Origin of the sequence: Mesorhizobium sp. M0983, from assembly GCF_040318975.1 — a bacterium.
In the GTDB taxonomy this organism is placed as follows: Bacteria; Pseudomonadota; Alphaproteobacteria; order Rhizobiales; family Rhizobiaceae; genus Mesorhizobium.
In genome coordinates this window covers 1-20,134 of the sequence record NZ_JAMYNH010000011.1, presented here as the reverse complement: position 1 = coordinate 20,134, position 20,134 = coordinate 1, and the positions used below count along the sequence as shown (strand labels likewise).

Genomic DNA, 20,134 nt, shown 5'->3' with positions numbered 1-20,134 from the left:
TGTTTGTTTCCGCACCACGACAAGGTGTCGTCTTTCGACAACTTCCAGGCGAGCGCCTCCGAGCATCGTTTCGGCTTCTGATCGGCGGAAGATTCAGGCTTTTTCGTGATGCAGGGACCAGCTTACGCAATATTTGACCGGCGTCTCGATCATGTTTGGAAACAGGCGTTAATCGTTGCCGGCAATGCGATCGATGCGGATCACGAACAGCATCGCCGGCCGGACGGGATCAAGGCGCAGTTCCGGCGCTTGCGGCCCGAGCAACAGCGCATCGAGCGGCCCCAGTTGCACGGGCGCGGCGCCGGCCACCCTAAGCTCGCCGTCGAGGGACAGGATGAGTGTTTCATCGGCTCCAAACCGGATTTTCGTCGGAGCCGAAATCAACAGGCGCTCGATCTGGTGGATCGCCCGGGTCCGGCGGGTCATGACGTTGAGGTCGGTGATCGGACCGGCGATCAGCGTCGCTTGCGTTGGCACGTCGGCCGGAAAGGCAAGCGGTGCGGAAGCCTTGGTGATTTCGACCGGCGGCCGGCCGGCGATATCGAGGACCATGCCCTCGCCTTCCAGCAAGGCCAAAGTCCGGTCGACGCCGGGAAAGCCGGAAAACGGGCCGCCGCCCTCGACCAGCGCCATCGAGACGCGCCAGTCGAAATCGTCGAGCCCAGCACCTGCCGGCGAGACGGCAATCTCCGTCGTCACGCCGCCGCCGTTCTTCCACGGCATCGACCGGTATTCCGAGGCCCGAAGGATGCGCAAGGCGCGGCTCAGCCCAATATGCCGGGCAGGTTGAGCTGGTTCTCCCTGGCGCACTCGATCGCGATGTCGTAGCCGGCGTCGGCGTGACGCATGACGCCCGTCGCCGGATCGTTCCACAGAACCCGCTCAAGGCGCTTGGCCGCCTCACGCGTGCCGTCTGCGACGATAACCATGCCGGCATGCTGCGAAAAGCCCATGCCGACGCCGCCGCCATGGTGCAGCGACACCCAGGTGGCACCGGACGCGGTGTTGAGCAAGGCGTTGAGCAGCGGCCAGTCGGAGACGGCATCGGAGCCGTCCTTCATCGCCTCCGTCTCGCGGTTCGGCGAGGCGACCGAGCCGGAATCGAGGTGGTCGCGGCCGATGACCACCGGTGCCTTCAGTTCGCCGCTGGCGACCATCTCGTTGAAGGCGAGGCCGAGCCGGTGGCGGTCGCCAAGGCCAACCCAGCAGATGCGGGCCGGCAACCCTTGGAAGGCGATGCGCTCACGCGCCATGTCGAGCCAGTTGTGCAGATGGGTGTTACCAGGGGTCAGCTCGCGCACCTTGGCGTCGGTTCTGTAGATATCCTCGGGATCGCCGGAAAGTGCTGCCCAGCGGAACGGGCCGATGCCGCGGCAAAACAGCGGACGGATATAGGCCGGCACGAAACCCGGGAAGGCAAAGGCATGCTCAAAGCCCTCCTCCTTTGCCACCTGGCGGATGTTGTTGCCGTAGTCGAGCGTCGGCACGCCGGCGTTCCAGAACGCCACCATCGCCTCGACATGCTCGCGCATCGATGCGCGGGCAGCTTTTTCAACGGCCTTCGGGTCGCTGGTGCGTTTCTCGCGCCATTCGGCCAGCGACCAGCCCTTAGGCAGATAGCCGTTGAGCGGGTCATGTGCCGAGGTCTGGTCGGTGACGATGTCGGGGCGCACGCCGCGCTGCACCAGTTCCGGCACAATGTCGGCGGTGTTGCCGACCAGGCCGACCGATTTCGCCTCACCGGCTTTAGTCCAGCGCTCGATCTTTTCCAGAGCCTCGTCGAGCGTGTCGGCGCGCTCGTCGACATAGCGGGTGCGCAGCCGGAAATCGATGCGGTCGGGATCGCATTCGACCGCCAGGCAGCAGGCGCCGGCCATGACTGCTGCGAGCGGCTGGGCACCACCCATGCCGCCGAGGCCGCCGGTCAGGATCCATTTGCCTTTGAGATTGCCACCATAGTGCTGACGGCCTGCCTCGACGAAGGTCTCGTAGGTGCCCTGCACGATGCCTTGCGTGCCGATGTAGATCCATGAGCCGGCCGTCATCTGGCCGTACATCATAAGGCCTTTTCTATCGAGCTCGTTGAACTTCTCCCATGTCGCCCAGTGCGGCACGAGGTTCGAATTGGCGATCAGCACGCGCGGCGCATCGGCATGGGTGCGGAACACGCCGACCGGCTTGCCGGATTGCACCAACAGTGTCTCGTCGTCGCCAAGCGTCTTCAGCGAGGCAACGATGCGGTCGAAATCGTTCCAGGTGCGCGCCGCCCGGCCGATGCCGCCATAGACGACCAGTTCGTTGGGATTTTCGGCAACGTCCGGGTCGAGATTGTTCATCAGCATGCGCAACGGCGCTTCCGTCAGCCAGGTGCGGGCGTTGAGCTCGCTGCCGCGCGGGCTGCGCACTTCACGGATATTGTGGCGAGGATCGGTCATGATTGTCCCTTTCGAGTGAGGTGCACCGCGCGTCAGCGTTCGGCCCAGGCGATCGCGGTTTCCAGGATCTTTCTCAGCGTGACGCGGATCGGCGCCGCGAATTCGGCGTCGTAAGGCACCGGCCAGTTATCCGGTTCGCCCTTGCCTTCGGGCTCGCGCAGATAGCCACGGTTGGAGAGCTCCATCTGCAGCGCGTGGACGCCGGCTTGCGGCTGGCCGAAATGACGCGTGATCCAGCCGCCCTTGAAGCGGCCGTTGACGACAAAGCTCTCGCCGGTTTCTGCGACAATCTGCGTGACTTTCTCCTGCAACACCGGATCGGCGCTCTTGCCGTCATTGGTGCCGAGATTGAAGACCGGCAATTTGCCTTCGAACAGGCGCGGCAGCACCGAACGGATCGAGTGGCAGTCATAGACGACGATCTTCCCGTGCAAAGCGCGCAGCCTGTCGATCTCGGCCTGCAACGCGGCATGATAGGGCACGAAGAATTTTTCGCGGCGTTCGTCGATCTCAGACGGCCCCGGCTCCTCGCCTTCGCGGTAGAGCGGATCGCCGTCGAAGGTCTCGGTCGGGCAGAGCCCAGTCGTCGTCTGGCCGGGATAGAGCGAAACGCCAGACGGATCGCGGTTGACGTCGATGACGGTGCGCGAGATCGCCGTATGCACCACCGTCGCGCCAAGGCTCTCGGCGAAATCATAAAGCTTGTCGATCCACCAGTCGGCGTCACGGCGGCCGAGCCAGGGCGAGATAAGTCGGTTGTCGAGGCCGGCCAGATCGATGCCGGTATGCGGGATCGAAACCAGCAGGGGTGCCGTGCCTCGGGTGACGGTGAGCCAAGTCATGAGAAGTCTCCGCGCGTTGGAGCTCTACGGCGCCCCCCTCTGCCCTGCCGGGCATCTCCCCCACAAGGGGGGAGATTGGCAGCTGCGGCGCCTCGCTCAGTCCTGCAACGTTGGAGATTGGCGAAAGCCAGTGTAACGGCCAATCTCCCCACTCGTGGGGGAGATGCCCGGCAGGGCAGAGGGGGGCGCGGCAGAACGCGACCTTGCAATTGTCCGTGAACACCGACCTCGCTTTTTGCCGGCCGTGTCGTATTTTGTTCTTGCTTTGTGCCGGCAGCTATGCTACTAATATGGGTATGGTGATGATTGTCACCGACGACCCGCCCTCGTGGCGGGTTTTTTGTTTCTGACTTTGAAAATTTCGGTATTGCCGGGCTGAGGTTGGCGGGACAGCGCCGCCCTCTGTCCTGCCGGACATCTCCCCCACTTGGGGGGAGATCAGCTGGCGTCGAGGGTTTCGCCAACGTCCGACCTGTGGCGGCGTACAGTCTCACGACGTCACTCCCGGCAGCTTTACCGCGCTTGCCGCTTCCACCGCCGCGCCGCTGCGTACCATGGCGATGGCCTTCTCCATGTCGGGATGGAAGTGCCGGTCGTTGTCGAGATGCGGCACCTCTGCCCTGACCAGCCGGCGCACCGCCTCCAGTGCCGCGCTCGAGGCCAGCGGGGCATGGAAATCGCAGCCTTGCGCCGCGGCCAGCAATTCGATGCCGATGACGGCCGTCGCATTCTCGACCATGCCGATGAGCCGGCGCGCGCCATGTGCCGCCATCGAGACGTGGTCTTCCTGGTTGGCCGAGGTCGGGATCGAATCGACGCTGGCCGGATACGCTTTTTGTTTGTTTTCCGAGACGAGCGCCGCGGCTGTCACTTGCGGGATCATGAAACCGGAATTCAGACCCGGCTTGGGCGTCAGAAAGGCCGGCATGCCCGACAGCGCCGGGTCGACCAGCATGGCGATGCGCCGTTCCGACAGCGAGCCGATCTCGCAGACGGCGAGCGCGATCATGTCGGCGGCGAAGGCCACCGGCTCGGCGTGGAAATTTCCGCCAGAAAGCGCTGTGTCGTCCTCGGCAAAGATCAGCGGATTGTCGGTGACGCCATTGGCCTCGGTGCCGAGCGTATCGGCGGCCTGACGCAGCACGCTGAGTGCTGCGCCCATCACCTGCGGCTGGCAGCGCAGGCAGTATGGGTCCTGCACGCGCTCGTCGCCGACGCGGTGCGATTCACGGATGGCGCTGCCGGCCATCAAATTACGCAACGCCTCGGCCGTCTCGATCTGGCCGCGATGTTTCCTGAGCAGATGGATGCGTGGATCGAACGGCGCGTCGGAGCCCTTGGCGGCATCGGTCGACAACGCGCCGGCGACCAGCGCTGACTGATAGAGCACTTCCGCCTCGAACAAAGCCGCCAGCGCATAGGCGGTCGAAAACTGCGTACCGTTGAGCAGCGCAAGGCCTTCCTTGGCGCCCAATATCACCGGCTCCAGGCCGTGCGAGACAAAGGCGACCTTGGCCGGGAAGCGGCCATGCGGGGTAAAGCATTCGCCGACACCGATCATCACCGCGGTCATGTGCGACAGCGGCGCGAGGTCGCCGGAAGCGCCGACCGAGCCTTGCGCCGGCACCACGGGGATAACGTCGTTGGCCAGCATCGCCTCGAGCAGCTCGATCGTCCGCGGCCGCACGCCGGAGGCGCCCTGGGCCAGGCTGGCCAGCTTCAGCGCCATCATCAGCCGGCAAATTGCCAGCGGCATCGGCTCGCCGACGCCGGCGGCATGCGACAGCACGATGTTTCGCTGCAGCGTCTCGAGGTCGGCGGCGGGGATGCGAACGCTGGCCAGCTTGCCGAAGCCGGTGTTGATGCCGTAGACCGGCTCGCCCTTGGCAACGATCCTGGCGACGGCCTCGGCGCTGGCCTTGATCTTCGGCCGGCAGGCATCGTCGAGCCTCAGTGCGGCGCCGCGATAGATGGCGCGCCAATCGGCCAGCGTGGCATTGCCTGGCCTTAGCTTGAGTTCGGTCATTGTCCCCTCCAGATGCGGGCATGCAGCGGATTGAAGCCCATGCGGTAGACGAGTTCGGCCGGGCGCTCGACGTCCCAGATCGCCAGATCGGCGGATTTTCCGGCTTCCAGCGTGCCGGTCTGTCCAAGCAACCCGAGCGCGCGGGCAGCCTCGCGCGTAACGCCGGCAAGGCATTCGTCCACCGTCAGGCCGAACAACGTCGCCGCCATGTTCATGGTCAGCAGCAGCGAGGTCAGCGGCGAGGTGCCGGGATTATTGTCGGTAGCAACGGCCATCCTGACGCCATGCTGGCGAAACAGGGCGATCGGCGGCTTCTTGGTCTCGCGGATGAAGTAGTAGGCGCCGGGCAGGATGGTCGCCACGGTTCCTGCCTTCGCCATCGCCGCCGCGCCCGCCTCGTCGGTATATTCGAGGTGATCGGCCGATAGCGCACCATAGCGTGCCGCAAGTTCCGCGCCGTGCAGATTGGACAGCTGGTCTGCATGGAGCTTGACCGGCAGGCCCGCCGCCTTCGCGGCATCGAACACGCGTGCGATCTGCTCGGGCCAAAAGGCAATGCCCTCGCAAAAACCGTCGACGGCATCGGCAAGGCCGTCGGCAGCGACGGCCGGCAAAATCTCGTTGGCGACAAGATCGATAAAGGCGTCCTTGTCGCCTTTTGCTTCGGGCGGCAGCGCATGAGCGCCGAGGAAAGTGGTTCTGACCGTCACCGGCCGCTCACCGCCCAGCCGTCGCGCGGCGCGCAGCGATTTCTTCTCGTTTTCGAGGTCGAGACCGTAGCCCGACTTGATCTCGATGGTGGTGACGCCTTCGGCGATCAGCGCGTCGAGGCGTGGGAGCGACTGGGCGACCAGCTCGTCCTCGCTCGCGGCGCGCAGAGCCTTGACCGAGGAAACGATGCCGCCGCCGGCCTTGGCGACCTCCTCATAGGTGGCGCCGGCCAGCCGCATCTCGAATTCATTGGCACGGTTGCCGGCATGGACCAGATGGGTGTGGCAGTCGATCAAGCCAGGGGTGATCCAGCGGCCTTCGCAGTCGGTCGCCTCGGCGTCTTTGCCAAGTGCTCTGGGGCGGAGCGCCGCCGGCATGTCGGCTTCCGGCCCGGCATAGACGATCCGGCCGCTGCGCACCGCGATGGCGCCGTGCTCGACGACGCCTAACCCGGCGCTGTTATCGGCCATGGTCGCGAGGCGCGCATTGCGCCAGAGGCGAAGCTCCCCTGCCCGGTTTTTGCTCTCTCCAGCCATCATCTTTTCCGTTTCAATCGGGAGTTATTATGTATATACATATCAAAAGGCACTGCAAGCGCTATCATCACATGGCCAACCGGGATTTGGAGAAAGACGTGACGGCGATTTTTGCGGAACAGGCAGTTCTGCCCGACGGCTGGCGCAGCGATGTGCGGATCGTAATCTCCGACGGCAAGATCGCAACGGCCGAGGCGAATACCTCGCCTCTGCCTGGCGACGAGCGCCATTCTGTCCTTTTGTCCGGCATGCCGAACCTGCACAGCCATGCCTTCCAGCGCGGCATGGCCGGCCTTGCCGAATTGCGCGGCCCTTCCGCCGACAGTTTCTGGAGCTGGCGCGAGGTGATGTACCGCTTTGCGCTGTCGATGACGCCGGACCAGGTCGAGGCGGTCGCAGCGCAGCTCTATGTCGAGATGCTGGAGGCCGGGTTCTCGCGCGTCGGCGAGTTTCACTATCTCCACCACGACCGCGACGGCCGGCCCTATGCCAACATCGCCGAGATGGCGGAGCGTATCATTGCTGCAGCGTCCGAGACAGGCATCGGGCTGACTTTGCTGCCGGTGTTCTACGCGCATTCCTCTTTCGGCGGCGCTGCGCCAAATGAAGGCCAGCGGCGATTCATCAACGATGTGAACCAGTTCTCGCGGCTTGTTGAGAAAAGCCGCGAATCCCTTCGCGCGTTGACTCAGGCTGTCGTCGGCGTGGCCCCACACAGCCTGCGTGCCGTGACACCCGAGGAACTGGAAAACATCACGGCGATGGCGCCGGAGGGGCCGATCCACATCCACATCGCCGAGCAGATGAAGGAGGTCGAGGACTGCCTTGCCTGGTCCGGGGCGCGGCCGGTCGAATGGCTGCTTGCCAATGCCAAGGTCGACCAGCGCTGGTGCCTCATCCACGCCACCCACATGACCGACACCGAGACGACCGATATGGCGAAAAGCGGCGCCGTTGCCGGCCTCTGCCCGATCACCGAGGCCAATCTCGGCGACGGCACCTTTGCCGCGCCGCTGTTCATGCAGCATGGCGGCCGCTTCGGCATCGGTTCGGATTCCAACGTGCTGATCGGCCTGCCGAACGAGTTGCGGCAACTCGAATATTCGCAGCGCCTCGCCCACCGCGCCCGCAACGTGTTGGCGGTGGCCGGCGGATCGACCGGTCGCGCGTTGTTCGATGCGGCACTCGAGGGTGGCAGTTCCGCGTTGGGCGCCGGCGCCTCGCGGATCACTGCCGGTGCCTCGGCCGATCTCGTCTCGCTCGACGGCAAGCATCCATCGTTGGCGGGCAAGGCAGGTGATGCGATCCTCGACGCCTGGATTTTTGCCAACGGCACCAAGATCGATTGCGTCTGGGTGCATGGCAGGAAACTGGTCAGCGACGGCAGGCATGCAAGACGCGATGCCATTGCCGAGCGCTTCCGCAAGGTGATGACGGCGCTTTCGGCATGAGCATGATCGAGGCGATAAGCGCGGATTCTGGAAGCGCGGACGGCGGCGAGGCCCTTTCGCTACACCAGCGCATCCTGTCGGACATCAGCGAACGGATCCTGTCCGGCGCCTGGGCGCCCGGCCACCGCATTCCGTTCGAGCATGAACTGACGGAAGAATACAGATGTTCGCGCATGACGGTGAACAAGGCGCTGTCGCAATTGGCCAAGGCCGGGCTGATCGAGCGCCGGCGTCGCTCCGGCAGTTTTGTCCGCCGGCCGCAATCGCAGGCGGCCGTTCTCGAAATCCACGACATCCGAATCGAGGTCGAGGCACTTGGCCTGCCCTACCGCTACGAGCGCGTGGCGGGAAGCAGAAGGCGCAGCAGTGCCGACGATCGCGCCCTGCTGGAACTCGACGTCGCCGGGCCGGTGCTGGCGCTGGAATGCCGGCATTTCGCCGGCAACCGGCCGTTCGCCCACGAGCAGCGGCTGATCAACCTGGCTGCCGTGCCGGAGGCCGCCGAAGAGGCGTTTTTCGACACGGCGCCCGGTCCGTGGCTGATCGGCCGTGTGCCATGGAGTGCGGCCGAGCATCGCATCCGCGCGGTTGCAGCCGACAAGCATATCGCGGCGGCTCTCGACATCGCGACCGGCGCGCCGTGCCTGGTGATCGAGCGGCGAACATGGAGCGCCGAGCACCCCGTCACCCATGTCCGGTTCACCTACGCGGCCGAGAGCCACACGCTGGTGGCGCGGTTCACGCCGTCGCAGGGGTGAGCATTTCAACTGAGGGTCAGACCCCCTCACCCGGATTGCCCCGAATTGCGAAGAGCATTGGGGGAAATCCGACCTCTCCCCGAGGGGAGAGGAGATCGCTGGTGCCAGCGCCAGTCTCTTCTCCCTCGGGGAGAAGGTGGCCGCGAAGCGGCCGGATGAGGGGGAACCTACGGAGCTGCTCAAATCGCCGCGGTGACAATGATCTCGACCAGATATTCCGGTCCGGCAAGCTTGGCCTCGCCGGTGGCGCGGGCCGGCGTGTTGCCCTGCGGTACCCATTTGTCCCACTCGGCGTTCATCTCGGCAAAGGTGCTCATGTCGGCCAGCCAGATGATCGCCTGCAGGATCTTGGTCTTGTCGGTGCCGGCCTTGGCCAGCAATTCGTCGATCGCCGCCAGAATGTCTTTTGTCTGGGCGCCGACGTTTCCACCCGGCTTGCCGACCTGACCGGCCAGATAGACGGTGTTGCCGTGGATCACGATCTGGCTCATGCGCGGGCCCACATCGATGCGACGAATGCTCATTGGATATTCCTTCTCTTGTCCGGCTTTCTCTTGTCGGCTGCGCCTGTTTAGGATCGCTGCTGGCTTCGAGCAAGGCCGCTCGAGCGGAACCTCTTGAGCCAAGCCAAAGCGGACAACATGACGGCCCGGCCGCAATTCCGCCCGATTGGCTTGTTGACTAATGTAATAACATCACATATCGAATCCGCCCCTGCAGCACCGATCGTCGCCCCATGGATCGTCACATGAGCCAAACCTGCCTGACCTTCCGCGACCTGACGCTGGGCTATAACAGCCATCCTGCGATCCACCACCTCAATGGTACGATCCGCAAGGGGTCCTTGACGGCGGTCGTCGGCGCCAACGGCTCCGGCAAGTCGACGCTGATGAAGGGCATCGTTGGCGTCCTGAAGCCGATGGCCGGCGCGGTGATCCGGGCGCCCGGCGTGCGCGCCGCCTACCTGCCGCAGCAGTCCGAGCTCGACCGCTCCTTTCCGGCCCGGGTCGTCGACCTGGTTTCGCTTGGCCTGTGGCCGCGGCGTGGCATGCTCGGCCGCTATACCGGGGAAGATCGCGACTCGGTCAGCAAGGCGCTGATGGCCGTCGGCCTCGGCGGTTTCGAGAAGCGGCCGATCGACACGTTGTCGGGCGGCCAGCTGCAGCGCACGCTGTTTGCCCGCGTGCTGTTGCAGGATGCCGAGCTCATCCTGCTCGATGAGCCGTTCAATGCCGTCGACACGAAGACCGTCGGCGACCTGATCGCACTGATCAAGCGCTGGCATGGCGAGGAGCGTACGATCATGGTGGTCGTCCACGATCTCGACCTAGTGCGGCAGAATTTCCCCGAAACACTGCTCCTGGCGCGCCAGCCGGTCGCCTGGGGCGAGACCAGAGAGACGCTGCGGCCGGAGAATTTGTTGCGCGCGCGCCGCTTCCACGAAGCCTGGGAGGACAACGCGCCATGGTGCGAGCCTGGCGAGCATGATCACAGTGTGCACGATCACAGCAGCCACGAGCATAGCCATGACCATCATCACGGCTCCGGGCCGAGGGCGGCATGATGGACGTGCTTTACGGTCTTTTCGTCGCCCCGTTTGCCGACTACGCCTTCATGCAGCGGGCGCTCGCCGGTTCGATGATGCTGTCGCTCGGCGCCTGCCCGGTCGGCGTGTTCCTGATGCTGCGGCGCATGAGCCTGTCCGGCGACGCCATGGCCCATGCCATCCTGCCGGGTGCTGCCGCCGGCTTCCTGTTTTATGGCCTGGAGATCCTGCCGATGACCATCGGCGGACTGATCGCCGGCATCATCGTGGCGCTCGGCGCCGGCGCCGTCTCGCGCTTCACCATCCAGCGCGAGGACGCCTCGATGGCGGCCTTCTATCTGATTTCGCTGGCGATCGGCGTGCTTATGGTGTCGATCCGCGGCTCCAGCGTCGATCTCATGCATGTGCTTTTCGGCACCGTGCTGGCGCTGAACAACGAGGCGCTGACGCTGATCGGCGGCATCGTCGTGGTGACGCTGGTCAGCCTCGCCATCTTCTGGCGAGCGCTGGTCGCCGAATGCCTCGACCCCTTGTTCCTGCGCTCGGTCAGCCGGATGGGCAGCCCGGTGCATTTCATCTTTCTCGGCCTCGTCGTGCTCAACCTCGTCGGCGGCTTCCAGGCGCTCGGCACCTTGCTGTCGGTCGGGCTGATGATGCTGCCGGCAGCGGCGGCCCGCTTCTGGACCTCGCGCGTCGAGCCGATGTGCGTGCTGGCGACAGTGATCGGCTTTGCCTCTTGCATTGCCGGGCTGCTGTTGTCCTATCATGCGTCGCTGCCCTCCGGCCCGGCCATCATCCTGTCCGCCGGCGTCGTCTATTTCGCCTCGATCCTGTTCGGGACGCGCGGCATCCTGCGCGCCCGCATCATCCATCACCGCCACAGAACTGCCTGATCCCAACGAAGGAGACTTGTCCATGCTGAAATCGATCCGCGCCGCTTTGGCCGTGAGCGTTATAACATTAACCGCCTTTGGCGCATCTTCGGCTTTCGCGGAGCCGTTGAAAGTGGTCGCCAGTTTCACCATCATCGGAGACTTCGCCAAGAATGTCGGCGGCGACCGGATCGATCTGACCACCATCGTCGGGCCGAACGGGGATGCGCATGTCTACGAGCCGAGCCCAGCCGATGCGGTGGCGATGGCCAAGGCCGACATCGTGCTGGTCAACGGCCTGCATTTCGAAGGTTTTCTGCAGCGCCTGGTCGACGCCAGCGCAACCAAGGCGACCGTCGCCGTGCTGACCAAGGGCGTCACGCCGATCAATTTCAAGCCCGAATTCGCCGAGGCCGACGCCCACGCCGATGGTGAGACGGCAACCGATCCGCACGCCTTCCAGTCGATCGCCAATGCCAAGATCTATGTGAAGAACATCGCCGACGCCTTCTGCACGGCCGACGCTGCGGGTTGCGACAGCTACAAGGCCAATGCAGCCGCCTATACGCAAAAGCTCGATGCGCTCGAGGGCGAGGTACAGGCAGCGATCCAGTCGATCCCGCAAGAGAAGCGCGTCGTCATCACCTCGCATGATGCCTTCGGCTATTTCGAGCAGGCCTATGGCTTGACGTTCCTGGCCCCGGAAGGCGTGTCGACCGAGTCGGAGCCCTCCGCCGCCGACGTCGCCAAGCTGGTCAGCCAGGTGAAACAGGACAAGGCGGCGGCGATCTTCGTCGAGAACATCACCAATCCGCGGCTGATCGAGCAGATCGCCAGCGAGACCGGCATCAAGGTGGGCGGCACGCTCTATTCCGATGCGCTCTCACAGCCCGACGGCCCGGCCTCGACCTATATCGACCTGATGCACAACAACATCGCCCAGATCAAAGGCGCGATCCTCGGCAGCTGAGCCGACCGATCCGGTTCATCCAGCCGGGCTGGCGCATGATGCGTCCTGGCGACATGCGGCGTTAGCCCGGCTGGATTTCCGGGATCGAAATCTCTATCTGCGCGGATGGATTTCTTTTCGCGCGGATTGCCGACCGGGTCAGGGAGTGGCAAGACTGCCGCTAACCAGATTGCGAGGACCCCAGCCATGGAATACCGTCAGATCAGCGAGGACTATTCGGTCTCGGGCCAGATCCAGCCCGAGGATGTCGCGACCATCAAGGCCGCCGGCTTCAAGAGCGTGATCTGCAACCGGCCGGACGACGAGCAGCCCGGCCAGCCATCGGCCGACACCGTCAAGGCGGCGGTCGAGGGCGCCGGGCTCGCCTTCCGCTACATCCCCGTCATCAGCGGCCAGATCACGGCCGAGAATGTCGAGGACCAGGCTGAGGCGCTCGACGAACTCGAAGGCCCGGTGTTCGCCTATTGCCGGTCCGGCGCCCGCTGCACCAATCTCTATGGGCTGATCCAGCAATCGAAGGGGTGAACGTTCGCGCCCTCAGATCGGCAGCGCGCCGGTCTCCTTCAACGTCTCCAGCACGATCGCCGTCTTCACATGCTGCACCGATTCGTGCGGGAGCAGCACGCTGTTGACGAATTCCGACAGCGACTTCAGGTCCGGCGTCACCACTTTCAATATATAATCCATCTCGCCGGTCAGCGCGTGCGCTTCCTGCACTTGCGGCAGCCGCGCCACTAATTCGCCGAAACGCCGCGCATTGTCGCGGTTGTGGGTGGCGAGCGTCACCGAAATGACGTTGACCAGGGAAAAGCCGAGCTTGTCGCGGTCGAGCACCGCCCGGTAGCCCTTGATATAACCGTCCTCCTCCAGCCGCTGGCGACGGCGCGAGCATTGCGACGCTGACAGATTCACTCGTTCCGACAAATCGTTGTTGGTCAACCGCGCGTCGGCCTGCAGCAGAGCCATTATCTTGCGGTCAAACTGGTCAATGCGCGCTTCATCCATGGATTTCGACCCGGTCATGCACAAGTTGCGCATGATCGGAACATTTCAAGCGTTTGAATGCAAGCAATTTGCACTCGCTCCGCGCTATGATTGGGCTCAGATATGGCCGATGCGGCCAATGCCAGATTTCGGGCCAGATTTCGGAGCAATGCCATGGGTCCCTTCCCGCACGACGCACCGCCCGCCAAGATCAGCAAAACCAATCCCGCCGGCACCGACGGCTTCGAATTCGTCGAATTCGCGCATGCCGAGCCGGAAAAGCTCGCCGAGCTTTTCACCCGCATGGGCTACGTGCCGGTGGCCAAGCACCGCAGCAAGGACATCACCGTCTGGCGGCAGGGCGACATCAATTATGTCGTCAATGCCGAACCCGGCTCGCATGCGATGAAATTCGTCGACAAGCACGGCCCTTGCGCCGCCTCGATGGCGTGGCGGGTGGTCGATGCCAGGCATGCCTTCGACCACGCCGTTGCCAAGGGCGCGACGCCCTATGAAGGCGCCGGCAAGTCGCTCGACGTGCCGGCAATCGTCGGTATCGGCGGATCGCTGCTCTATTTCATCGAAACCTATGGCGAGAAGGGCTCGGCTTACGACGCCGAGTTCGACTGGCTGGGCGAGCGCGATCCCAGGCCGGAAGGCGTCGGCTTCTATTATCTCGACCACCTGACCCACAATGTCTATCGCGGCCAGATGGACAAATGGTGGGATTTCTACCGCGACCTGTTCGGCTTCAAGCAGATCCATTTCTTCGACATCGACGGCAAGATCACCGGCCTGGTCAGCCGCGCCATCACCTCGCCCTGCAGCAAGATCCGCATCCCGCTCAACGAGTCCAAGGACGAGACCAGCCAGATCGCCGAATATCTGAAGAAGTACAATGGCGAGGGCATCCAGCACATCGCCGTCGGCACCGACGACATTTACGGCGCCACCGACAGGCTGGCCGCCAACGGCCTGAAGTTCATGCCGGGCCCGCCCGAGACCTATTACGACATGTCTTATGCCCGCGTGAACGGCCATGAAGAGCCGATCGAGCGCATGAAAAGGCACGGCATCCTGATCGACGGCGAAGGCGTCGTCGACGGCGGCACGACCAAGATCCTGCTGCAGATTTTTTCAAAGACTGTGATCGGGCCGATCTTCTTCGAGTTTATCCAGAGGAAGGGCGACGAAGGTTTTGGCGAGGGCAATTTCCGCGCTCTGTTCGAATCCATCGAGCAGGACCAGATCAAGCGCGGCGTGCTGAAGGTGGACGGCAAGGCAGCGTAGCCAGTTCGGCCGAGGTGCCTTGTGGTTTGATCAGTTATGACCTAAATTCTGGTCATAAAGGATCGAGTCATGAATGTTTCCATTGCCGAAGCCAAGGCCAAATTGTCGGAACTCGTCAGCCGTGCGGAAGCCGGCGAGGAGATCGTGCTCACACGCCACGGCAAGGTGGCGGCGCGTATCGTACCTCCGGCAGTGGCCGAATCCCTGCCGCGTATCGGCGCATTGAAGGGCAAGATCTGGATTGCGGACGATTTTGATGAACTCGGTCCCGAGTGGGATGAGTACGTGAAATGACGGTCGGCCCGTTTCTCGCCGACACACACATCATCCTCTGGTCGATTTCGGACGATCGGCGTCTCAGCGAGCACCACCGCGCTATTCTGGCTTCGGAAGCGGTGGTGTTCGCGAGCGCGGCTAGCGTCTGGGAAATTGCCATCAAACGCTCGATCAGAAAACTCGATGCGCCGGACGACCTGCCAACGCTGCTTCCAAGGATGCAATTTCAGCCGCTCGCCGTAACCTTCCAGCACGCAAACGCCGTCGGCAGCCTACCCCACCACCATGGTGATCCGTTCGACAGACTTCTGATTGCGCAGGCGCAAATGGAGAATCTCACCATCCTTACATCCGACCCGCATTTCGCCAGTTACGATGTGGCTTTGGCATAATTAGCCAAGCAGTTGGTCTCGCAGTCCCAGCCGCTCGACTTCGGCTTTCCTCAACTTAACATCGTAATCGAGGAAGAACTCGTCGAGTTGTGGCGGTTTCACCGAGGTGCCAGACAGCATCGCGTGCACCTGGCCGCGATGATGGATGTCGTGGATGAAGAGATGGGCGAGCAAATCGCCGATCCGCTCCGGTATCATGCCGTCCTCGCGCCGATCAGTGACGACGCGGCGTTCGAGATCGTCCGCCGACAGGCGGTCGCAAAAAGCGATCAGCCGCCGGTCGGCCTCCGCCCGCTTGCCAAAGAGCGCGTCCGCTTCGTCGAAGCGCAAGAACTCATCATAGGCCGCGGCGCCGACGCCGCCCTCTTCGAGAAAATCGAGATAGAGGTGATCGACCGCCAGAATGTGGTTCAGCGTTGCCTTGATCGACGGGAAGAAGCTGGTTCGCTCGGCTTCGAATTCACCAGGCTTAAGCTGCAGTACGGCGCCATAAAGCCGGTCGTTCGACCAGAGATTGTTGCGCGCCATGCGGCGGAAATGGTTCAGCAGGTCCATGACTTCACGCAGCTGACCGGACCAACGACAAGCCTGCCCCCATTAGCAGGAATCCAGCGAGAACAATCAGCAGCAGCCCGATCATGCGCCGCCGCATGCCTTGCGTTTCCTGGTCACGCGCGACGTTCGTGTTGGTGACGGTGTGAAACATCATCGCCTTGCGCGGAAAGCCGCTGCGGTTGGTCAGGCCGGGCGAGCGCGCCTCGATGCGATAGCTCAGCCGGATCGCCGGGATGAAGATCGCCAGCATGACAAGGGCCCAGACACCGCACAGGAGATAGAATGTCTCGCCTGTCATTCTCTTGCCCCCTCGTATTTCTCGACCTTCTGCTCGATGGCGCCGAAGATCGAATGCCCGCCCCTGTCCTTCATCTCGATGCGCACGGTATCGCCAAAGCGCAGAAACGGCGTCTTCGGTTCGCCGGCTTCGATGGTCTCGATCATACGCAACTCGGCGATACAGGAATAGCCGGCGCCGCCCGCCGAGACAGGCTTGCCCGGCCCGCCATCGAGCTTGTTGGAGACGGTGCCCGAACCGACGATGGTGCCGGCGGCCAGCGGCCGCGTTTTTGCGGCATGGGCAATCAGCGCCGGAAAGTCGAAGGTCATGTCGATGCCGGCGTTCGCCCGGCCGAACGGTTTGCCGTTGAGATCGACCAGCAGCGGCAGGCTGACCTTGCCGCCGTCCCAGGCATCGCCCAGTTCGTCCGGCGTCACCGCAACCGGCGAAAAGGCTGATGACGGTTTCGACTGGAAGAAGCCGAACCCCTTGGCAAGCTCGGGTCCGGTCAGGCCGCGCAGCGTCACGTCGTTGACCAGCATGACCAGCCGGATCGCTGCCCGCGCCTCGTCGAGGCCAGCGCCCATCGGCACGTCGTCGACAATGACGGCGACCTCGCCTTCCAGGTCGATGCCAAGGGTCTCGTCGATCATGCGGATTGGGTCGCGCGGTGCGAGGAAGGCGTCCGAACCGCCCTGGTAGATCAGCGGATCGGTCCAGAAGCTTGCCGGCATCTCGGCGCCGCGCGCCTTCCGCACCAGCTCGACATGGTTCACATAGGCCGAGCCGTCGGCCCATTGGTAGGCGCGCGGCAGCGGCGAATGGGCGTCGTGCTCGTGAAAGCGAGCCGACGGCACCGCATTGTTCTCCAGCGATTCGGCCATGGCGGTGAGATGCGGCGCGATCCGACGCCAGTCATCGAGCGCGGCCTGCAGCGTCCGCACCAGGAACGACGCATCGGTAAACCGCGTCAGGTCGCGCGAGACGACGACGAGTTTTCCGTCGCGCGTCCCGTCCTTCAAGGTGGCAAGCTTCATGCGGTTTCCTCTCCTGGCGCAGCTTTGGTGCTGCTTTGATTTTTTGTTCTAGGCATGATCTCTTCCGAAAACCGGTTTCCACTTTTCGAGATCATGCTCCAGCCCCACAACAAGGCCGTCGCGGGCGATCGTCAAGTCGCCGGCCCATGTTTTCCTGACGGCGGCAATCCAGTCGGCCTCGCCGATCTCGGGATCGTCGGCGGGAATGAGATGGTTGAGGACCAGTCTTTTGACGCCTGCATCGCTGGCGATGCGGCCCGCTTCCTCGGCAAAGCTGTGGCTGGCAAGCAGGTGTTCCCTCAGTCTTGCACCGTTGCCGGTCTTCGCGACCAACCGCTCGATGCCCTCTTCCAGCATGGCCTCGTGGACCAGGACGTCGGCGCCTTCGGCGAAATCCGACAATGGCGGAAAGAACGCCGTATCGGACGAGAAGACGATGCTTTGCCCGGCTTGCTCGAAGCGCAGCGCAAAGCAGTCCGTCACCGGCGGGTGGTCGACACGCAAGGCCGATATTTTGAGACCGCGCTCTTCCGCCACCTGCCCTTCACCAAACTCGACAATCGAGACCAGGTCGCGGAGATCCGGCCGCCCTTCGTCGGCGATGCGGATCTCGATGTCGAACTCCATCGCCTGGCAAAAGCGCTGCCAGTAGTAGCCGATGCCGGGCGGGCCGAATACGGTGACCTTTGTCCCCAGGCCGGCCGTCCATGCGGTGTGGATCAACGGTCCGAGTTCCAGCACATGGTCTGAATGCAAATGCGTGATGAAGATCAGGTCAAGCGCCTTCAGACTGACGCCGGCATCGGTCAGCCCGCGCGTTACGCCCAGCCCGCAATCGACGACGAGGGTGCGGCCGCCAATCTCCAGCAGCGATGAACTCGGCCACGGTCCGCCCGGCCGGAGCGCCGGACCACCCTTCGAGCCAAGAAGCACCAGACGATCCATCATGCGACGGCGCTCAAGACCAGTCGCCCTCGGGCGTGCCGTTGAAGCGTTTCTTCAGATCGGCCCAGCAGTCGATATAATTGTCCTGCCGGGTTTCGAGCTCGGCGCCATAGCGGGTCACCATCTGCGGGAAGCGTGTCTCGAACATGAAGGCCATGGTGTTGGCGAGCTTGACCGGTTTCAGCTCCGCGCGCGAGGCCTTTTCGAAGCCAGGCGCATCGGGTCCGTGGGCCAGCATCATGTTGTGCAGGCTGATGCCGCCGGGCACAAAGCCCTCTTCCTTGGCATCGTACTGACCATGGATCAGGCCCATGAACTCGCTCATGATGTTGCGGTGATACCACGGCGGGCGGAACGTATTTTCGGCAACCAGCCAGCGCGGCGGAAAGATGACGAAATCGATATTGGCAGTGCCTTCCTCGCCGCTCGGCGCGGTCAGCACGGTGAAGATCGATGGGTCGGGATGATCGAACAGGATCGCGCCGACGGGGGAAAACGTCGCAAGATCATATTTGTAGGGTGAATAGTTGCCGTGCCACGCCACCACATCGAGCGGTGAATGATCGATCTCGGTGACATGGAACTGGCCACACCATTTCACGATCAGCCGACAGGGCGTGTCCTTATCCTCGAACCAGGCGCAGGGCGTCTTGAAATCGCGCGGATTGGCCAGGCAATTGGCGCCGATCGGGCCGCGATCCGGCAGCGTCAGCTTGGCGCCGTAATTCTCGCAGACATAGCCGCGCACTTCGGCATCCAACAGTTCGACCTTGAACACCAGGCCACGCGGTAGCACGGCGATCTCGCCTGGCGTGAGTTCGATGACGCCCATCTCGGTGATCAAGCGCAAGGCTCCAACCTGGGGCACGACCAGCAACTCGCCGTCGGCGTTGAAGAAATGGTCGTCGGCCATCGAACGGTTGGCGACATAGACATGTGCCGCCATGCCGGTCTGGCCGAGCACGTCGCCGGCGGTGGTGATCGAGCGCATGCCGGCGATGAAGTCTGTCGGCTCTTTCGGCATCGGCACGGGGCTCCAGCGATACTGGCCGAGAGCGAGCTGGTGGTCGCCGACGTTCGGCGCGCTTTTCCACAGCGGATAATTCGCCGCTTTGAAGCGACCGGTATGCCTGACGCTCGGCCTTATCCGATAAAGCCAGGAGCGCTCATTGGTGCCGCGCGGCGCAGTGAAAGGAGAGCCCGAAAGCTGCTCGGCGTAGAGGCCGTAGGCCGGCCGCTGCGGCGAGTTGCGTCCTTGCGGCAGCGAGCCCGGCAAAGTCTCGGTCTCGAAGTCGTTGCCGAAACCCGGCATGTAGGAATAGGCCATGGCATCCTCCCTGGATACTGACAGAGCGCGCTCCTCGCCTCCGATGGCTGCGGCACTCAAGCATTGACCAAACTGGTTTCATCGGTAACCATTGAAAATGTAACTATCAACCGCGGCGTCTGCCGGGATACAAAATCATGGACGTCCTGGAACTCGAAAGCTTCCTGCCCTACCGGCTCTACCGTCTCGCCGATGCCGTCAGCCGGGAATTCTCCAGGATATACAAGGACCGTCACGGCCTGACCCGACCCGAATGGCGCACGCTGGCCGGGCTCGGCCAGCACGGCACCATGACCGCGACGGAACTCGGCGAGCAGTCGGCCATGCACAAGACCAAGGTTTCGCGAGCCGTCGCCGAGCTCGAACGGCGCCGCTGGCTCACTCGCACACCGGATGGAAAAGACAGGCGGGTCGAGCATCTGACGCTGACCCGAGCTGGCCTTGTCGCCTATCGCGAGATGGTGCCGCTGGCTAAAGCGTTCGAGCTGGAATTGCTTGCGAGGCTGAGCACGGAACAGCGAGCGGCCGTTGTCAGCGGAGTGGCGGCCCTGGAGATGGCGTTGCCGGATCGACGAAAGGAGCTGTGAAAGCTGCTACGCAGCGATCGTTCACACCCCCTCTGTCCTGCCGGACATCTCCCCCTCAAGGGGGAGATTGGACGTCGCTTCGGCTTTCGCCAATCTCCAAAGAAGAGCGATGTCGGCGAAGCTGCCAATCCCCCCCTTGAGGGCAGGGGAATCGCATATGGCGATTTTGGGGTTGAGTTTAGGCTGAGAAAGGATTCTTTGGAGAGGCAGGTGAGCGAAGGAGCGACTGCCATTTCCTGCCTTGAGAGCTACTTTGGCGCGGTGCCTGATCCACGCGCGCCCAACGCCACGCACCGGCTTGGCGACCTGATCGT

General features: G+C 63.4%; 22 protein-coding genes. 10 read left to right on the top strand and 12 right to left on the bottom strand.

All coding sequences use genetic code 11. The features are described from left to right. Positions 1 to 168 precede the first annotated feature (168 nt). The 5 genes from NKH71_RS20275 to hutI all read right to left on the bottom strand — a co-directional run bounded on the left by NKH71_RS20275 (position 169) and on the right by hutI (position 6,550). Entirely contained in the window at positions 169 to 756 is a 588-nt protein-coding gene (locus tag NKH71_RS20275) for a HutD/Ves family protein (RefSeq protein ID WP_023717208.1), read from the bottom strand. An 8-nt stretch (positions 757 to 764) separates the two neighbouring features. Continuing rightward, a complete protein-coding gene (gene hutU, locus NKH71_RS20270) occupies positions 765 to 2,435 on the bottom strand; it encodes a urocanate hydratase (RefSeq protein WP_352895298.1) in 1,671 nt (556 codons plus the stop codon). Positions 2,436 to 2,467: 32 nt separating this feature from the next. Further along, on the bottom strand, positions 2,468 to 3,277 hold the full coding sequence (gene hutG, locus NKH71_RS20265; RefSeq protein ID WP_352895297.1) for an N-formylglutamate deformylase: 810 nt from the start codon (positions 3,275 to 3,277) through the stop codon (positions 2,468 to 2,470). A gap of 490 nt (positions 3,278 to 3,767) precedes the next feature. Continuing rightward, entirely contained in the window at positions 3,768 to 5,303 is a 1,536-nt protein-coding gene (gene hutH / locus NKH71_RS20260; protein WP_352895296.1) for a histidine ammonia-lyase, read from the bottom strand. After that, the gene (gene hutI / locus NKH71_RS20255; RefSeq protein ID WP_352895295.1) at positions 5,300 to 6,550 is read right to left on the bottom strand and encodes an imidazolonepropionase; all 1,251 of its coding nucleotides are present in this window, start codon (positions 6,548 to 6,550) and stop codon (positions 5,300 to 5,302) included. Before hutI ends, hutH begins: the two co-directional genes overlap by 4 nt. A 98-nt stretch (positions 6,551 to 6,648) precedes the next feature. Here hutI and NKH71_RS20250 point away from each other — a divergent pair, with 98 nt between their 5' ends. After that, positions 6,649 to 8,001, top strand: a complete 1,353-nt coding sequence (locus NKH71_RS20250) for a formimidoylglutamate deiminase (protein ID WP_352895312.1) — start codon at positions 6,649 to 6,651, stop codon at positions 7,999 to 8,001. Beyond that, a complete protein-coding gene (gene hutC, locus NKH71_RS20245) occupies positions 7,998 to 8,759 on the top strand; it encodes a histidine utilization transcriptional repressor HutC (RefSeq protein ID WP_352895294.1) in 762 nt (253 codons plus the stop codon). The genes NKH71_RS20250 and hutC overlap by 4 nt, the downstream gene beginning before the upstream one ends. Positions 8,760 to 8,938: 179 nt before the next feature. Here the strand turns inward: hutC and NKH71_RS20240 are convergent, their stop codons facing one another. Further along, entirely contained in the window at positions 8,939 to 9,283 is a 345-nt protein-coding gene (locus tag NKH71_RS20240; RefSeq protein ID WP_352481272.1) for a RidA family protein, read from the bottom strand. Positions 9,284 to 9,507: 224 nt separating this feature from the next. On the opposite strand from NKH71_RS20240, the gene aztA reads away from it, so the two are divergent. The 4 genes from aztA (at position 9,508) to NKH71_RS20220 (ending at position 12,672) form a co-directional block, all read left to right on the top strand. After that, on the top strand, positions 9,508 to 10,323 hold the full coding sequence (gene aztA, locus NKH71_RS20235; protein ID WP_352895293.1) for a zinc ABC transporter ATP-binding protein AztA: 816 nt from the start codon (positions 9,508 to 9,510) through the stop codon (positions 10,321 to 10,323). Further along, positions 10,323 to 11,198 carry a zinc ABC transporter permease AztB gene (gene aztB / locus NKH71_RS20230; protein WP_352481316.1) on the top strand — a complete coding sequence of 292 codons (876 nt, stop codon included), beginning with the start codon at positions 10,323 to 10,325 and terminating at the stop codon, positions 11,196 to 11,198. Before aztA ends, aztB begins: the two co-directional genes overlap by 1 nt. A gap of 22 nt (positions 11,199 to 11,220) precedes the next feature. After that, complete coding sequence (gene aztC, locus NKH71_RS20225) at positions 11,221 to 12,147, top strand: zinc ABC transporter substrate-binding protein AztC (RefSeq protein ID WP_023717198.1); 927 nt, start codon at positions 11,221 to 11,223, stop codon at positions 12,145 to 12,147. Between the two features lie 186 nt (positions 12,148 to 12,333). After that, positions 12,334 to 12,672 (top strand): protein tyrosine phosphatase family protein, encoded by a 339-nt coding sequence (locus tag NKH71_RS20220; protein ID WP_023674411.1) that lies wholly within the window; start codon positions 12,334 to 12,336, stop codon positions 12,670 to 12,672. 12 nt (positions 12,673 to 12,684) lie between these two features. Here the strand turns inward: NKH71_RS20220 and NKH71_RS20215 are convergent, their stop codons facing one another. Beyond that, positions 12,685 to 13,152 carry an Lrp/AsnC family transcriptional regulator gene (locus tag NKH71_RS20215; protein WP_023717197.1) on the bottom strand — a complete coding sequence of 156 codons (468 nt, stop codon included), beginning with the start codon at positions 13,150 to 13,152 and terminating at the stop codon, positions 12,685 to 12,687. Between the two features lie 153 nt (positions 13,153 to 13,305). Between NKH71_RS20215 and hppD the strand changes: the two genes are divergently transcribed. The 3 genes from hppD to NKH71_RS20200 all read left to right on the top strand — a co-directional run bounded on the left by hppD (position 13,306) and on the right by NKH71_RS20200 (position 15,089). Next, positions 13,306 to 14,421: a 4-hydroxyphenylpyruvate dioxygenase gene (gene hppD / locus NKH71_RS20210; protein ID WP_023717196.1), complete on the top strand. Its 1,116-nt coding sequence runs from the start codon at positions 13,306 to 13,308 to the stop codon at positions 14,419 to 14,421. A gap of 69 nt (positions 14,422 to 14,490) precedes the next feature. Continuing rightward, positions 14,491 to 14,715 (top strand): type II toxin-antitoxin system Phd/YefM family antitoxin, encoded by a 225-nt coding sequence (locus tag NKH71_RS20205; protein WP_023717195.1) that lies wholly within the window; start codon positions 14,491 to 14,493, stop codon positions 14,713 to 14,715. Beyond that, positions 14,712 to 15,089 carry a type II toxin-antitoxin system VapC family toxin gene (locus NKH71_RS20200; RefSeq protein WP_023717194.1) on the top strand — a complete coding sequence of 126 codons (378 nt, stop codon included), beginning with the start codon at positions 14,712 to 14,714 and terminating at the stop codon, positions 15,087 to 15,089. The genes NKH71_RS20205 and NKH71_RS20200 overlap by 4 nt, the downstream gene beginning before the upstream one ends. Here the strand turns inward: NKH71_RS20200 and NKH71_RS20195 are convergent, their stop codons facing one another. Genes NKH71_RS20195 through hmgA form a run of 5 tightly spaced genes read right to left on the bottom strand, consistent with a single transcriptional unit; the run spans position 15,090 to position 19,233 of the window. After that, positions 15,090 to 15,644: a DinB family protein gene (locus tag NKH71_RS20195; protein WP_023717193.1), complete on the bottom strand. Its 555-nt coding sequence runs from the start codon at positions 15,642 to 15,644 to the stop codon at positions 15,090 to 15,092. 4 nt (positions 15,645 to 15,648) lie between these two features. Then, positions 15,649 to 15,942 (bottom strand): hypothetical protein, encoded by a 294-nt coding sequence (locus NKH71_RS20190; RefSeq protein WP_352481275.1) that lies wholly within the window; start codon positions 15,940 to 15,942, stop codon positions 15,649 to 15,651. Further along, positions 15,939 to 16,961 carry a fumarylacetoacetate hydrolase family protein gene (locus tag NKH71_RS20185; protein WP_023717191.1) on the bottom strand — a complete coding sequence of 341 codons (1,023 nt, stop codon included), beginning with the start codon at positions 16,959 to 16,961 and terminating at the stop codon, positions 15,939 to 15,941. Before NKH71_RS20185 ends, NKH71_RS20190 begins: the two co-directional genes overlap by 4 nt. Positions 16,962 to 17,009: 48 nt before the next feature. Further along, complete coding sequence (locus NKH71_RS20180; protein ID WP_352481276.1) at positions 17,010 to 17,909, bottom strand: MBL fold metallo-hydrolase; 900 nt, start codon at positions 17,907 to 17,909, stop codon at positions 17,010 to 17,012. 10 nt (positions 17,910 to 17,919) lie between these two features. Then, positions 17,920 to 19,233 carry a homogentisate 1,2-dioxygenase gene (gene hmgA / locus NKH71_RS20175; RefSeq protein ID WP_352640013.1) on the bottom strand — a complete coding sequence of 438 codons (1,314 nt, stop codon included), beginning with the start codon at positions 19,231 to 19,233 and terminating at the stop codon, positions 17,920 to 17,922. A gap of 137 nt (positions 19,234 to 19,370) precedes the next feature. On the opposite strand from hmgA, the gene NKH71_RS20170 reads away from it, so the two are divergent. Then, positions 19,371 to 19,820 (top strand): MarR family winged helix-turn-helix transcriptional regulator, encoded by a 450-nt coding sequence (locus NKH71_RS20170; protein WP_023717189.1) that lies wholly within the window; start codon positions 19,371 to 19,373, stop codon positions 19,818 to 19,820. The last annotated feature ends 314 nt before the right edge of the window (positions 19,821 to 20,134 follow it).